The 12,705-nt window shown below is 73.2% G+C and carries 10 protein-coding genes and 1 pseudogene; 5 read left to right on the top strand and 6 right to left on the bottom strand.

Annotation, left to right across the window (positions count from 1 at the left end):
* Window positions 1-191: 191 nt before the first annotated feature.
* On the bottom strand, window positions 192-863 hold the full coding sequence (locus ACZ619_RS34485) for a hypothetical protein (RefSeq protein WP_469607504.1): 672 nt from the start codon (window positions 861-863) through the stop codon (window positions 192-194).
* Between ACZ619_RS34485 and ACZ619_RS34480 the strand changes: the two are divergent.
* Window positions 781-957, top strand: a pseudogene (locus ACZ619_RS34480) (LuxR C-terminal-related transcriptional regulator); the annotation flags it as partial. The gene ACZ619_RS34485 and the pseudogene ACZ619_RS34480 sit on opposite strands and share 83 nt — an antisense overlap.
* 125 nt (window positions 958-1,082) lie before the next feature.
* Here ACZ619_RS34480 and ACZ619_RS34475 read toward each other — a convergent pair.
* Complete coding sequence (locus ACZ619_RS34475) at window positions 1,083-1,511, bottom strand: secondary thiamine-phosphate synthase enzyme YjbQ (RefSeq protein WP_469607502.1); 429 nt, start codon at window positions 1,509-1,511, stop codon at window positions 1,083-1,085.
* A gap of 84 nt (window positions 1,512-1,595) precedes the next feature.
* Here ACZ619_RS34475 and ACZ619_RS34470 point away from each other — a divergent pair, with 84 nt between their 5' ends.
* The gene (locus ACZ619_RS34470) at window positions 1,596-2,672 is read left to right on the top strand and encodes an NAD(P)-binding domain-containing protein (RefSeq protein ID WP_469607499.1); all 1,077 of its coding nucleotides are present in this window, start codon (window positions 1,596-1,598) and stop codon (window positions 2,670-2,672) included.
* A gap of 42 nt (window positions 2,673-2,714) precedes the next feature.
* Here ACZ619_RS34470 and mltG read toward each other — a convergent pair whose 3' ends face one another.
* Together mltG and ACZ619_RS34460 are read right to left on the bottom strand one after the other, a co-directional pair.
* Window positions 2,715-3,605 (bottom strand): endolytic transglycosylase MltG, encoded by an 891-nt coding sequence (gene mltG, locus ACZ619_RS34465; RefSeq protein ID WP_469607496.1) that lies wholly within the window; start codon window positions 3,603-3,605, stop codon window positions 2,715-2,717.
* Window positions 3,606-3,648: 43 nt separating this feature from the next.
* Entirely contained in the window at window positions 3,649-5,463 is a 1,815-nt protein-coding gene (locus ACZ619_RS34460) for an ABC transporter ATP-binding protein (protein ID WP_469607493.1), read from the bottom strand.
* Window positions 5,464-5,558: 95 nt separating this feature from the next.
* On the opposite strand from ACZ619_RS34460, the gene ACZ619_RS34455 reads away from it, so the two are divergent.
* A complete protein-coding gene (locus ACZ619_RS34455; protein ID WP_469607490.1) occupies window positions 5,559-6,011 on the top strand; it encodes a MarR family winged helix-turn-helix transcriptional regulator in 453 nt (150 codons plus the stop codon).
* A 154-nt stretch (window positions 6,012-6,165) separates the two neighbouring features.
* On the opposite strand, the gene ACZ619_RS34450 is transcribed toward ACZ619_RS34455, so the two are convergent.
* Complete coding sequence (locus ACZ619_RS34450; RefSeq protein WP_469607487.1) at window positions 6,166-7,761, bottom strand: peptide-N4-asparagine amidase; 1,596 nt, start codon at window positions 7,759-7,761, stop codon at window positions 6,166-6,168.
* Window positions 7,762-7,966: 205 nt separating this feature from the next.
* On the opposite strand from ACZ619_RS34450, the gene ACZ619_RS34445 reads away from it, so the two are divergent.
* Window positions 7,967-9,487, top strand: coding sequence for a M1 family metallopeptidase (locus tag ACZ619_RS34445; RefSeq protein ID WP_469607484.1), 1,521 nt, complete (start codon window positions 7,967-7,969; stop codon window positions 9,485-9,487).
* A 246-nt stretch (window positions 9,488-9,733) separates the two neighbouring features.
* Window positions 9,734-11,722 carry an N-acetylmuramoyl-L-alanine amidase gene (locus ACZ619_RS34440; RefSeq protein WP_469607481.1) on the top strand — a complete coding sequence of 663 codons (1,989 nt, stop codon included), beginning with the start codon at window positions 9,734-9,736 and terminating at the stop codon, window positions 11,720-11,722.
* On the opposite strand, the gene ACZ619_RS34435 is transcribed toward ACZ619_RS34440, so the two are convergent.
* Window positions 11,646-12,575, bottom strand: coding sequence for a L,D-transpeptidase family protein (locus tag ACZ619_RS34435; RefSeq protein ID WP_469607479.1), 930 nt, complete (start codon window positions 12,573-12,575; stop codon window positions 11,646-11,648). The two genes, ACZ619_RS34440 and ACZ619_RS34435, sit on opposite strands and share 77 nt — an antisense overlap.
* Window positions 12,576-12,705: the final 130 nt, after the last annotated feature.

The raw sequence follows: 12,705 nt of genomic DNA, 5'->3' as shown, positions 1-12,705 counted from the left end.
ACCCCCCAGGTCATCCGTTCGACAGGGGGACACAGTCATGCCGGGCCCGGAGGCCAGCGGCCCCATTGCGGAGCCGCGAAGAACATAACGGGGGGGGAGGTGGAGATGTGGTCGTGCTGGCCGATGGCCCGGGCGGACGCCGCCGAGGCGCTGCGCTGGGCGGAGGAGTTCGGGCATCTGGCCATGACGGGCTACGCGTTGGTGCAGCTCGCGCGGCTGTCCGCGCTCCGCGGCGACTTCGTGGACTGCCGGGAGCGCGTGGCGCGGTACGAGCGCTGCTGTGACGGCCGGCTGCGCGGTCTGGCGCTCTTTGCCCGCGGTGCGCTCGGGACGTCCGCGCTCGCCGCCGGGGATCCGGAGGCGGCGCGGACGCATCTGGCGGCGGCGTTCGGCCTGGCGGCGGAGACGGGCCTCGTCAACTGCTCCCTCATGCCGTGGGTGGCCGATCTCGCCGAGGCCTGTCTGCGCTCCGGGGCGCGGGAGGAGGCGGTCGCCGTGACGGACTGGCTGCGGGAGCGCGAGGCGGCGACCGGGATGGCGTGGCCCGCGGTCGCGCACGCCCGGTGCCGGGTGCCGCTGGCGCGGTCCGCGGAGGAGGCCGCCGACTGGCTGTCGGTCGCCGAACGCGCCTGCGCCGGACGGGAGATGGCCTTCGAGTCGGCCCGGACCCGGCTCGTCGCGGGTGCGGCGCTGCGGCGGCTGCGGCGGCCGTCGGCGGCCCGGGAGCCGCTGCTGCTCGCGCTGCGGACGTTCACCGAACTGGGGGCCGTTCCGTGGGCGGTGCGGGCCGAGGCGGAGGTCGCGGCGGCGGGACACCGGTCCGCCGGGCACGACGGCGAACCGCCGCCGATCGCGTTGCTCACACCGCAGGAGCTCCAGGTGGCGCGTGCCGTCGGTGACGGTCTCAGCAACGTCGAGGCCGCCGCGTCGCTCTTCCTGTCCCGCAAGACGATCGAGGCCCATCTCACCCGCGTCTACCGCAAACTCGGCCTGCGCTCCCGTACGGACCTGGCCCGCTGCCTGGCCCGCGCGGGGGTCACCGGCTGGCCCGCCCGCACGGGGTCAACGGCCCGGCCGGCAGGTCAGGAACCCGCGAGGAAGCTGATGCGCACCTTGCGCTCCGGGTTGTCCTTGTTGGTGTCGACCAGGCACACCGACTGCCAGGTGCCCAGTTCCAGGCGGCCGTCGACGACCGGGAGGGTGGCGTGCGGGGGGACGAGGGCCGGGAGGACGTGGTCGCGGCCGTGGCCGGGGCTGCCGTGCCGGTGCTGCCAGCGGTCGTCGGCGGGGAGCAGGGTGTGCAGGGCGGCCAGCAGGTCGTCGTCGCTGCCGGCGCCGGTCTCCAGGACGGCGACACCGGCCGTGGCGTGCGGGACGAAGATGTTCAGCAGCCCGTCGCGGCCGGCCGCGGCCTCGCGCAGGAAGGCCTCGCAGTCCGCGGTCAGGTCGACGACCCGTTCGCGGCTGCCGGTGGCGACATGGAGCACTCGTGTGGTGAAGGCGTCCGACATGCCCACATCCTCGCGCATGCGGGGGCCGGCGGGGGAACGGGCGGGGCGGGGAAGATCCGGGGCCACCCCCGGGTTGGTAGAAACGTGAACGATGTGCGTGAGGTCGAGGTGGTCGTCGTAGGCGCTGGTCAGGCGGGTCTGTCCAGCGCCTTTCACCTGCGGCGCACCGGTTTCGAGCCGGACCGCGGCTTCGTGGTGCTGGACCACTCCCCCGCCCCGGGCGGTGCCTGGCAGTTCCGGTGGCCGTCGCTGACGTACGGCAGGGTGCACGGGATGCACGCGCTGCCGGGGATGGAGCTGACCGGGGCCGATCCGGCGCGGCCGTCCGCCGAGGTCATCGGTGGGTACTTCGCGGACTACGAGCGCGCCTTCGACCTGCGGGTGCGGCGGCCCGTCGACGTCCGCGCGGTGCGCGAGGGCGGGGGCGGGCGGCTGCTGGTGGAGACGGACCGCGGCAACTGGTCGGCGCGGGCGCTGATCAACGCCACCGGGACCTGGGACCGGCCGTTCCTGCCCCGCTACCCGGGCCAGGAGACCTTCCGTGGGCGGCAGTTGCACACGGCGCGGTACGCGGGGCCCGAGGAGTTCGCGGGGCTGCGGGTCGTGGTGGTCGGCGGCGGGGCCTCCGGCACCCAGCACCTGCTGGAGCTGGCCCCGTACGCGGCCGCCACCACCTGGGTGACCCGACGGCCGCCGGTCTTCCGGGAGGGGCCCTTCGACGAGGGCGCGGGCCGGGCCGCGGTGGCGCTGGTGGAGGAGCGGGTGCGGCAGGGGCTGCCGCCGCGGAGCGTGGTCTCGGTGACCGGACTGCCGCTCAACGACGCGATCCGGCAGGGCCTGAAGGACGGAGTGCTGGACCGGCGGCCGATGTTCGACCGGATCACCCCGGACGGGGTGGAGTGGGCCGACGGCCGGCACGTCGACGCCGATGTCATCCTCTGGGCCACCGGTTTCCGCGCGGCCCTCGACCACCTGGCGCCGCTGCGGCTGCGCGAGCCGGGCGGCGGGATCCGGGCCGAGGGAACCCGAGCGGTCGCCGACCCGCGCGTCCACCTCGTCGGTTACGGCCCGTCGGCCAGTACCGTCGGCGCCAACCGGGCGGGCCGCGAGGCCGTGCGGGACATCAGGCGGCTGCTGGCCGGGGAGCCGGTCGCCGCCTGACGCCCCGCGGGCGCGGGCCGCGGCGGTCCGTTGCCGGAGCCCTCAGCGGGACGGCCGCGGCGCCGCCGGCGACTGCGGCTTCGCCTTCTGTACGGCGTTGAACTCGGCGACGTTGCGCTGGTGTTCGGCGTAGTCGGCGGTGAAGCGGGTGTCGCCCGGCCGGACCGTGACGAAGTACAGCCAGTCCCCCGGTGTCGGGTTGATCGCGGCGCGCATCGCGTCCTCGCCCGGGTTGTCGATCGGCGTGGGCGGCAGGCCCATGCGCTGGTAGGAGTTGTACGGGTTCTCGACCCGGGTGTCGTCCGTCGTGGTGTTGAGGGTGCTGCGGTTGAGCGCGTAGTTGAGGGTGGAGTCCATCTGCAGGGGCATGCCGCGCTGCAGCCGGTTGAAGACGACCCGGGCCACCTTCCCCATGTCGGCCTTGTCGCCGGCCTCGGCCTGGATGATGCTGGCGATGGTGACGGCCTGGTAGACGTTCATGGCGTTGCGCTGCGCCCCGGCCGCGAGGGGCGCCCCGTTGAACCTCTGGTTGGCGGTGTCGACCATGAACCGCAGTACGGACTGCGGGGTCGCGCCCTTCTTCACCGGGTAGCTGGCCGGGAAGAGGTAGCCCTCCGGGTTGCCCTCGGCGTCGCCCGGCAGTTTCAGCTCCGCCGTGCCGACGGATGTTCTGGTGCTGCCCGCGGGGAGGGCCAGGGCCTTGTCGACGGCGTCGTAGATCTGGGACGCGCGCCAGCCCTCCGGGATGACCAGGGTGGCCGGTCCGGCGGCCTCGCCGTCGCCCAGGATCAGCAGCGGCACCGCCACCGCGGTGCCGGCCACGACGGCGCCGGCCACGCCGAGGGCGAGCCTGCCCCGGCGCGTCAGTCGGATCGTGTTCCGTCGGATCCCGTCGCGTCGGATCCTTTTCCGTGGCGGAGTGTTCCTGTGCATGCGGGAACGTTAGCCCGCGAATCGCCGTAAACCCGGCATATCTTCAGTTTGTCGGCGCCGGTTCCAGCTGCGCGTCCCGCCGCACCAGCGCCGCGTACCGGCCGTCGAGCTCCAACAGCTCCTCGTGGCTGCCCCGTTCGGACACCCGGCCGGAGTCGAGGACGACGATCTGGTCGGCGCCGCGGACCGTGGAGAGCCGGTGGGCGATGGTGAGTGTCGTCCGGTTGGCCGACAGTGCGTCGATGGCTTCCTGGACGGCGTGTTCGGTGCGGGTGTCCAGGGCGCTGGTCGCCTCGTCCAGGATGAGGACCGGCGGGTCGCGCAGGATGGTGCGCGCTATCGCGAGGCGCTGCTTCTCACCGCCGGAGAAGCGGTGCCCGCGTTCGCCCACGACCGTGTCGTAGCCGTCGGGCAGCCCGGCGATGTGGTCGTGGATCTGCGCCGCCCGGGCCGCCGCGTGCAGTTCCTCGTCGGTGGCGTCCGGCTTGGCGAAGCGCAGGTTGTCCGCGACCGAGGCGTGGAAGAGGTACGTCTCCTGGGAGACGACGCCGACCGCGCGGGCGAGGGTGTCGAAGTCGAGGTCCCGGACGTCGACGCCGTCCAGGGTGACCCGGCCGCCGGTGACGTCGTAGAGCCGGGGCACCAGGTAGCCGAGGGTGGACTTGCCGGCGCCGGTCGGCCCGACGACGGCCAGGCTCTCGCCCGCCGGGACGGTGATGTCGACGCCGTCGAGGATCGGGGCGGCCCGGTCGTCGTGCCGGTCGTAGCGGAACTCGACGTTCTCGAGGCGGACCTCGCCCTTCACCCGGTCCAGATGGACCGGCTCGTCCCGCTCGGTGATGTCGATGGGCAGGTCGAGGTACTCGAAGATGCGCTGGAACAGCGCGAGCGAGGTCTGGATCTGGACGCCGGTCGCCAGCAGGCTCACGGCCGGGCGGAACAGTCCCTGCTGGAGGGAGACGAAGGCCACGATGGTGCCGAGCGAGATCTGCGCGCCGCCCCACTGGAGGGCCACACCGGCGGTCCAGTAGATGACGGCGGGCATCGCGGCCATCACGATCGAGATCACGGCCATCCGCCAGCGGCCGGCCATGTTCGACCGCACCTCCAGGTCGACCAGTTGCTCGGACTCCGCCGCGAAGGACGCGGTGAGCGAGTCGGCACGGCCCATCGTGCGGCCGAGCAGGATGCCACTGACGGAGAGCGACTCGGTGACCGTGGCGGCCATCGCGGCCATCTGCTTCTGGCGCCGGGTGGTGATCTTCTTGCGCTCGTTGCCGACCCGGCGGCTGATCCACACGAAGACCGGGAGCAGGACCATCGAGACGACGGTGAGCTGCCAGTCCAGCGCGAGCATCGCCACGACGGTGGCGACCACACTGGTCAGGTTGGAGACCAGGGAGGTGGCGGTGGAGGTGACGGTGGCCTGCATGCCGCCGATGTCGTTGGCGATGCGCGACTGCACCTCGCCGGTGCGGGTGCGGGTGAAGAAGGCGAGCGACATGCGCTGGAGCCGGCCGTAGACGGCGGTGCGCAGGTCGTGCATGACGCGCTGGCCGACGGTGGTGGATATCAGCGTCTGCAGGACACCGAAGACGCTGGTGAGGACGGCACTGACGATCATGCCCAGCGCCAGCAGGCCGAGCAGTCCGGTGCGGCCCTCGGGGATCGCGGTGTCGAGGGTCGCCTTGAGGAGGAACGGGGTGGCGACCGAGACCAGCGAGGCGGCGCCGACCAGCAGGCCGACGATCGCGAGCCGGCCGCGATAGGGGCGGAAGAGCTTGAGGATACGGCGCACCTGGCGGGGCTGACCGGCCGAGGTGCCGTCGGGGGTCCAGTTGATCTCGTCTCGGGGCATGGCTCCTACGGATGGGTGTGGTGTGTACGGACTCACGGAGCATAGCTCACTGTTACCTATACTCACAATGAACATAGTCCTGATATTGTTCCCGTATGAGCACCCCCGATCCCGACGGCCCGCTCGCCGAGCAGCTGCTGCGCCTGACGCGCCGGGTGTGGCGTATCCAGAAACGTCATCTGCAGGCGCGCGACCTGGGCGTCACCCCGGCCCAGTCCCGGCTGCTGCGCACCCTCGCGCACTACGACGCGCCCCCGCGCATGGCCGACCTCGCCGAGCGGCTGGAGGTGGTGCCGCGCGCGGTGACGACGCTGGTCGACGGCCTGGAGGCGAGCGGCAAGGTGTGCCGGGTGCCGGATCCCACGAACCGCCGGGTGACCCGGATCGAGATCACGGACGAGGGGCGCGAGACGCTGCGCGAGCTGCGGGCGGCGCGCAGATCGGCGGCCGCGGAGATCCTGGCCCCGCTCTCGGAGGAGCAGCGCGAGGTGCTCGGCGGGCTGCTGGACACGCTGGTCGACGGTCCGGTGCCGGCGGAGCGCCGCTGAGACACGGCGAGGAGCGGCTCCCCCGCCCGGTCCGCTCAGGGAGGGGAGCCGCTCCTCGCCGTACGGCCGGCCCTCGGGCACCGGCTGCCCGGCCGGGACCGGCGCGTGACAGCCGCGCGGGACACATGCCGTGCGACGTGCCCCGCGCCCCGGCTCAGCAGCCGCTGCGGTCCTCGGTCAGCACCCCCTGTTCGGTGGCGAGCGAACGGTCGTAGCAGCCGTCGGGCCCGTACAGCCGGTAGCGCTCGGCGGAGGTGCCGACCGCGTGCCGTTGGTCGCGCGGCACGCCCAGGGTGTACGTCGCGTCACCGCGCCAGGTGTCGTCGAGCCGTGACCGGCCGCGGTCGGCGAGGTCGGCCACCGCCCGGTCACCGAGGGCCAGTTGCGTCCGCAGCCGGTCGTCGGCGCCGACGGTGACGACGCCGTTCATGGTGTACGTCCGGTGGGTGGCGGTCGTCCGGGGCGCCCCGCCCGCCGTCACGGTGACCCGCTCGTCGTCCGTCCAGAGGGCGTAGAGCGCGTCGGTCGTCTCGCCGTCGTTCCAGCGGTGGACGGAGGTGTTGGCCAGGGTGCGGCTGACGGTGGTGGTCACCCGGCCGTGCGAGGTGTCGAGGTATCCGGAGACGGTGAGCCGGTGCCCGGCGTCCGTGTCGACCCGGTACTCCCCCGAACCCGGTGTGTACACCGATGAGTTGGCGGGATCCGACACCTCCGTCGCGGTGAGCTTCCCGGTGAGGCGGGCGCGGTGGGCGTCCTGCCAGACCAGCACGTTCACCGGGGCGCTCCAGCCCGCCTGCCCCTCGGGAACCCCGACGACGGAGACCTCGACCCGGTGCGGGCGGCCGTCGTCGAGCAGCCCGGCGAACGGCGTCAGGTCGTATTCGATCGGCTTGACGTCGAAGGCGCGTGGGCCCGGGACGACGTACCAGAGGAAGGGGTTGGACCAGCCGCCGGTCCAGACGTTCGGGAACGGCGAGGCGATTCCGGCCAGTTGGCCGTCGACCTTGATCTGCACCTCCCGGTAGGGCCCCTTGTCGGCCTTGCAGGAGTACGACGCCGGGTCGGCCACGGTCAGGTACCAGAACTCCTCGCAGCCGCCGCCGGATCCGGTGGCGTACACCTCGGCGACGATGCGTTCGCTGTTGCGCGGGGCGGTGAGGGCGGTGCCGTCGGTGAGGGTGAGCACCTTGCCGGGGACGCTCGCCGGGGTGCGCCCCGCGTAGAAGGTGAGGGTGACCTTGACGTCGATGACACCGGTGTAGGTGTCGTCGACGACGTTCCCGATGAGCATCTCGACGTCCTGGGCGCTGCGGAAGGTGTCGCTGTAGCGGGTGACGTCCTTCTCGACGTGCCACTCGATGCCGTCCGGCGAGGGCTCGGGGGTGGAGGTGCGCAGTACCTCGACCCCGCCGACGTGCACATAGCCCAGGCGGTCGTACTGACGGCCCTTCACCTCGCCGTCGAGCCGCAGCACCACCTTGCTCCAGTGGTCCCCGCAGCCCTTCGGGGGTGTGTACGTCCCCTCGTACGGTGTGAAGTCGCGGAACCGGGCCTCGGCCAGGGTGACCCGGCAGGACCTGGTGTGCCCGGGCACCGACACCGGCGGGGCGGCGGTCACCGGGTCGTGCCAGTCGGTGCCGAACTCGGCCGGGACGTCGGCGGCCCGGGCGGCGGGCGCGCCGGTGCCGAGGAGGGTGCTCGCGAGGAGGGTCGCCCCTGCGAGCATGGACATGACGATCCGTCTTCTCATGGCCGGTGTTCTACGGGGAGTCGGCCTCCGACCGCAATGAGCAGACCGGCCGACGAACGGGTTCCGCATACGGGTTCCGCATACAGGGCGACCGGTTCCGCGTACGGCACCAGCCGTTCCCCGCGCAAGCGGTCCCTGACCCGTGCGGCCGTACACAACAGGTACATATGGTGCTATGAAATGACCTTGCTGACACAGTGCTGCCATGGAGATCACGCCCGCCCGTGTCCGCCGCGCGGCCCTCGCCCTGGCCCTCGGCGGGGCCGTCGCCCTCACCTGCGACGCCGTTCTCACCGGCCTCCCGCACGGAACCCACCGCTCCCCCGCTCCCGGCCCCTCCGCCGCCCCGTCCGGGCCGCCCCCCGCCCCCGGCGCGCCGGGCATCGGCGACCCGCTCGTGCCGCTGGACGGCAACGGCGGATACACGGTGCGCCGTTACACGATCGACTTCGACTGGCGGGCGCCCGGGACGCACTTCGAGGCCGGCACCACCGTCAGCGCCACCGCCACCCAGGCGCTGTCCCGCTTCGACCTGGACTTCGCGGGCAACACCCTGCACCGGGTCACCGTCGACGGCAAGCCGGCCCGGGCCGTGCGCGACGGCGACGAACTCGTCGTCACACCCGCGCGGCCCATCCCGCGCGGCGGGGCCTTCACCGTCCGGGTCACCTACACCGCCGACCCGACCCAGCAGCGGGAACGCGACGACGCGATCCGCCGGTACGGCTGGGTGCCCACCCCCGACGGCACCCTGATCTGCGCTCAGCCCGACGGCGCCAAGATGGTCTTCCCGGTGGACGACCACCCCAGCCTGCGGGCGCCGGTCACCTTCCGCATCACCACCCCGCCCGGGCTGAGCGCGGTGGCGAACGGCCGGCTCGTCGAGCGCGTCCGCCGGCCCGGCGGCCGGGTCCGCTGGACGTACGACTCCGAGGAGCCCATCGCGGCGCAGCTGGTCCAGGTGGCGATCGGAAAGTTCGCGTTCGTCGACAGCGAGGGGCCGCGCGGACTGCCCGTCCGGGACGTGGTGCCCGAGGCACTGGTCGGCGGGACCGAGGCACACCGCTCGCTCACCGCGGAGCACCTCGCCTGGCTGGAACGGCGGCTCGGCCCGTACCCGTTCCACCGGTACGGCGTGCTGGTCGGCGACACCGAGCTGCCGGTGGCCCTGGAGACCCAGTCGCTGTCCCTCGTACCCAAGGACGACCTGCTGGGCGACCGGGTCGACGCGGAACGCAACCTCGTCCACGAACTGACCCACCACTGGACGGGCGACAGCGTCGCCGTCCGGCGCTGGTCCGACCTGTGGCTGAGTGAGGGTCACGCCCGTTTCTACGAGCGGCTGTACTCCGAGGAGCACGGCGGCGTCGCCCTGGAGGACGCCATGCGGGCGGCGTACGAGCAGCACGACCAGTGGCGCCACGACGACGGCGCGCCCGCCGAGCCCACCGAGCCGACGCTGTTCAAGGTGATGCGCTACGACGGCTCGGCGCTGGTGCTCTACGCCCTGCGGGAGAAGGTCGGTGACGAGGTGTTCGGCCGGATCGAGCGGGCCTGGGTGACGCGGTATCAGGGGCGCGCGGCCGGCACCGCGGACTTCGTGGCGCTCGCCTCCCGGGTCGCGGGCGAGGACCTCAAGCCGTTCCTGACGCCCTGGCTGTACGGGCCGAGCACCCCGCCCATGCCGGGGCATCCCGACTGGCGGGTGGATCCGGTGGAGAACTGACGCCGCGTCCGATGCCGGATACCACGCGGCCCGTGGACCGCGGCGGCGACGCGCCGCGCCACGCCGGATCTCTGCCGCCGACCGGGTGGCCTGTGCCGGACTGCTGGTCCACCCGGTCGACGCTCGGCGCGCCGGGACGCGCCGGGCACGGAAACGTACGGGGGGTGACATGACGGGCAACCCCTCTGCCCCGGTTGCGACGAGTGCGGTTGGAGACCCTCAGCAAGCGGTTGGAGACCCTCGGATATGAGAAGAAACGTCGCCCCACGTGTGCCCGACGCCGTTCGCAGGTGCCGCCGGACGGCCTGCCTGCTCGCGACGGCGGCCCTGCTGCCCCCGCTGCTGATCCTCCCGGCCTCCGGTGCCGACGACCCGCAGGACGAACGCCTTCAGAACGCCTTCACCGACGCCGCCCGCGAGTTCCACATCCCGCGCAGCGTCCTGATGAGCGTGTCCTACATGCAGTCGCGCTGGGACGCCCACCCCGGCTCGCCGAGCGTCGCCGGCGGCTACGGGCCGATGCACCTGGTCGACACCGACCGGCCGCACACCCCCGCCCCGGCGGGGGGCGCGCCGCCGCTGACCGGCCGGACCACCATGCCCCGCGAGGTGGCGGCGGGTGCCCCGGGCGGCCACGTGGTGCGCCCGGCCGACCTGGAACGCGCCGCACGGCTGATCCACACCCCGGCCGGACAGCTGCGCACGGACGCCGCCGCCAACGTCCGGGGCGGCGCCGCACTCCTGGCGGCCACCCAGCGGCACCTCGGCAAGCCGCTCAGCGCCGATCCGGAGGCCTGGTGGGAAGCGGTGGAACGTTTCCCCGGCACCCGTGACATCACCTCGGCGGCCACCTACGCCGACGACGTCTTCGCCCTCATCCGGCACGGAGCGCACCGCACCACCGCGGAGGGGCAGGACGTCTCCCTGCCCGCCACTCCCGGCGTGCGGACGCACCCCCGGACCCAGGGGCCGCAGCGGCCGAAGGAGGTCGAGTGCCCCGCGGAGCTGTCCTGCGACTGGCTCGCCGCGCCCTACGAGGAGATCGACGACGACGGCGAGTACGGCAACCACGACCTCGCCGACCGCCCCCGGGACCAGCGCATCGAGTACATCGTCATCCACGACACCGAGTCGACGCTGCCCAACATGTTCCAGACCGTGCAGGACCCGACGGAGGCCTCCTGGCACTACTCCGTCCGCTCCACCGACGGCCACATCACCCAGCACGTCCGGACCAAGGACGAGGCCTGGCACTCCGGCAGCAAGTTCGTGAACGCCCGCTCGATCGGCATCGAGCACGAGGGTTTCCTCACCCACCCCGGCACCTGGTACACGGAGCAGATGTACCGGTCCTCGGCACGGCTGGTGCGCTACCTGGCGAAGAAGTACGGCATCCCGATGGACCGGCAGCACATCTTCGGCCACGACAACGTGCCGTCCCCGACCGCCGACAGCATCCCCGACATGCACGAGGACCCCGGTCCCTTCTGGGACTGGCGGCACTACTTCGACCTGCTCGGCGCACCGCTGAAGGCAACGGCCGGGCCGGACAGCCCGATGGTGATGATCCTGCCGGAGTACGCGGCCTACAAGCCGCGCTACACCGGCTGCGACGGGGACGGCGAGCCGTGCCGTCCGCACGGCTCCAGCGCCGTCCGGCTGCACACCGAGCCCGCCGAGGACGCCCCGCTGATCCAGGACCCGGGCCGCAGGCCCGACGGCGACGAGTCCACGGAGGACGTCAGCGACCTGGGATCGCGCGTCTCCACCGGCCAGACCTTCGCCGTCGCCGGACGCAGCGGCGACTGGACGGCGATCTGGTACCAGGGGCACAAGGCCTGGTTCAAGAACCCGAAGGACCACCCGACGGCGGTCGGCGCGAGCGGCCGCATGGTGACGCCGAAGGAGGGGCTGGACGAGATCCCGGTCTACGGCCGCGCCCTGCCGGAGGAGGAGGCCTACCCGGAGGGCATGGAGGAGGAGACCGAGTCGCCGCTCCCGTACACCCTCCGGGCGGGCCAGCGGTACGTGACCCAGTCCGGCCTGGGCAGCTCCTACGTCGACAGGTCGACCTTCTCCGACACGCCCCAGCCGGTCGTGGTGGGCCACGACCGGTACTACGAGATCCAGCTCGGCCACCGGCTCGCCTACGTCCGGGCTAGCGACGTGGACCTGGTGGACGCCCGCAGCGGCACCGCCGGTGCGCCCGGACACGAGCCCCGCCCGGCCGGATGACGCCCCAGCGGCCGCCCGTCCGGGCGGCCGCTGGGGCGCTTCCGTCGGATCCCCGACGCCACGGAGATCCATCAGAAGCGCCCTGGGCCAGCAGGTCCGCCCTGTCCCCCATCACCACGACGGGGTCACGGTCCGGGTCGAGGGTGCGCAGCAGGAACCCCATGGCCTTCCGGGAGAGGCTGACGCAGGCCGAGGTGCCGCTGCCGTGGTCGAGGTGCAGCCAGATGCCGCCACCCCGCTCGGCGCCCCAGGGGCGGGTGGCGTCGTGCGGCGGCGCGCCCCGCAGGCGGTTGTGGTCGACGGCGATGACGTAGTCGAAGTCGTGCCGGTGCGCCAGGTCCCAGTCGTACGGGGGCGCGTAGGCACCCTCGTCCCGGTCGTAGGACAGCCTCGTCCCCGGGTCGGGGAGCACACCGCCCGCGTCGGTGACGGTGAACACGCCGACCGGGCTGCGCTCGTCGCCCGCGTAGTGGTCGGTGGTCCAGCCGTTGCGCCCGTTGTGCGCGGGCCGGCTTCCCGCCGGACGCCAGCCGCCCCGCCGCCAGAGGTAGAGCACGACCGTCGAGTCGGCCGAGTCCACGCCCTCCCCGTACACCGCGACGACCTGACCGGAGTCGGCGGGGATCGCCCCGCTCAGGCGGTCGCCGACGCCGGGCAGCCGCTCCGGGTCGCCGACGGGGGCGGCCGTGCCCGCCTCGGCGGGCGCACTCGCCCGCGCCGCCCGGACGGAGGGCCCCGGCGCGCCACTCCCCGCGCCGCCCTCTCCCGCTCCCGCGCACGCGGCCGAGGCCGCCAGGACGGCGCCGAGGACCGCCGCCGCCGCGACGCTCCGCCGCCCGCTCCTGATCTGCACCCGGCCATCCTGGCACCACATAAAAGCCCATCAGCCGAATTTCCGGACATTCGGCGCGTGTTGGGAGCGGAGCCCGGAGCGGCAGACGACAAGTGACGGGCGACAGACGGCGGACGGCAGACGGCAGACG

It is taken from the genome of Streptomyces sp. NPDC104367 (genome assembly GCF_055583825.1).
The sequence above is the reverse complement of the archived record's forward strand: the minus strand, read 5'-3'. Positions and strand labels throughout refer to the sequence as shown.

Excerpts from the sequence above, each read along its gene's own strand:
- ACZ619_RS34475 (WP_469607502.1), bottom strand. The coding sequence starts at position 1,511 with ATGTCGGACGCCTTCACCACACGAGTGCTCCATGTCGCCACCGGCAGC.
- mltG (WP_469607496.1), bottom strand. The coding sequence starts at position 3,605 with ATGCACAGGAACACTCCGCCACGGAAAAGGATCCGACGCGACGGGATC.
- ACZ619_RS34460 (WP_469607493.1), bottom strand. The coding sequence starts at position 5,463 with ATGCCCCGAGACGAGATCAACTGGACCCCCGACGGCACCTCGGCCGGT.
- ACZ619_RS34455 (WP_469607490.1), top strand. The coding sequence starts at position 5,559 with ATGAGCACCCCCGATCCCGACGGCCCGCTCGCCGAGCAGCTGCTGCGC.
- ACZ619_RS34450 (WP_469607487.1), bottom strand. The coding sequence starts at position 7,761 with ATGAGAAGACGGATCGTCATGTCCATGCTCGCAGGGGCGACCCTCCTC.
- ACZ619_RS34445 (WP_469607484.1), top strand. The coding sequence starts at position 7,967 with ATGGAGATCACGCCCGCCCGTGTCCGCCGCGCGGCCCTCGCCCTGGCC.
- ACZ619_RS34440 (WP_469607481.1), top strand. The coding sequence starts at position 9,734 with ATGAGAAGAAACGTCGCCCCACGTGTGCCCGACGCCGTTCGCAGGTGC.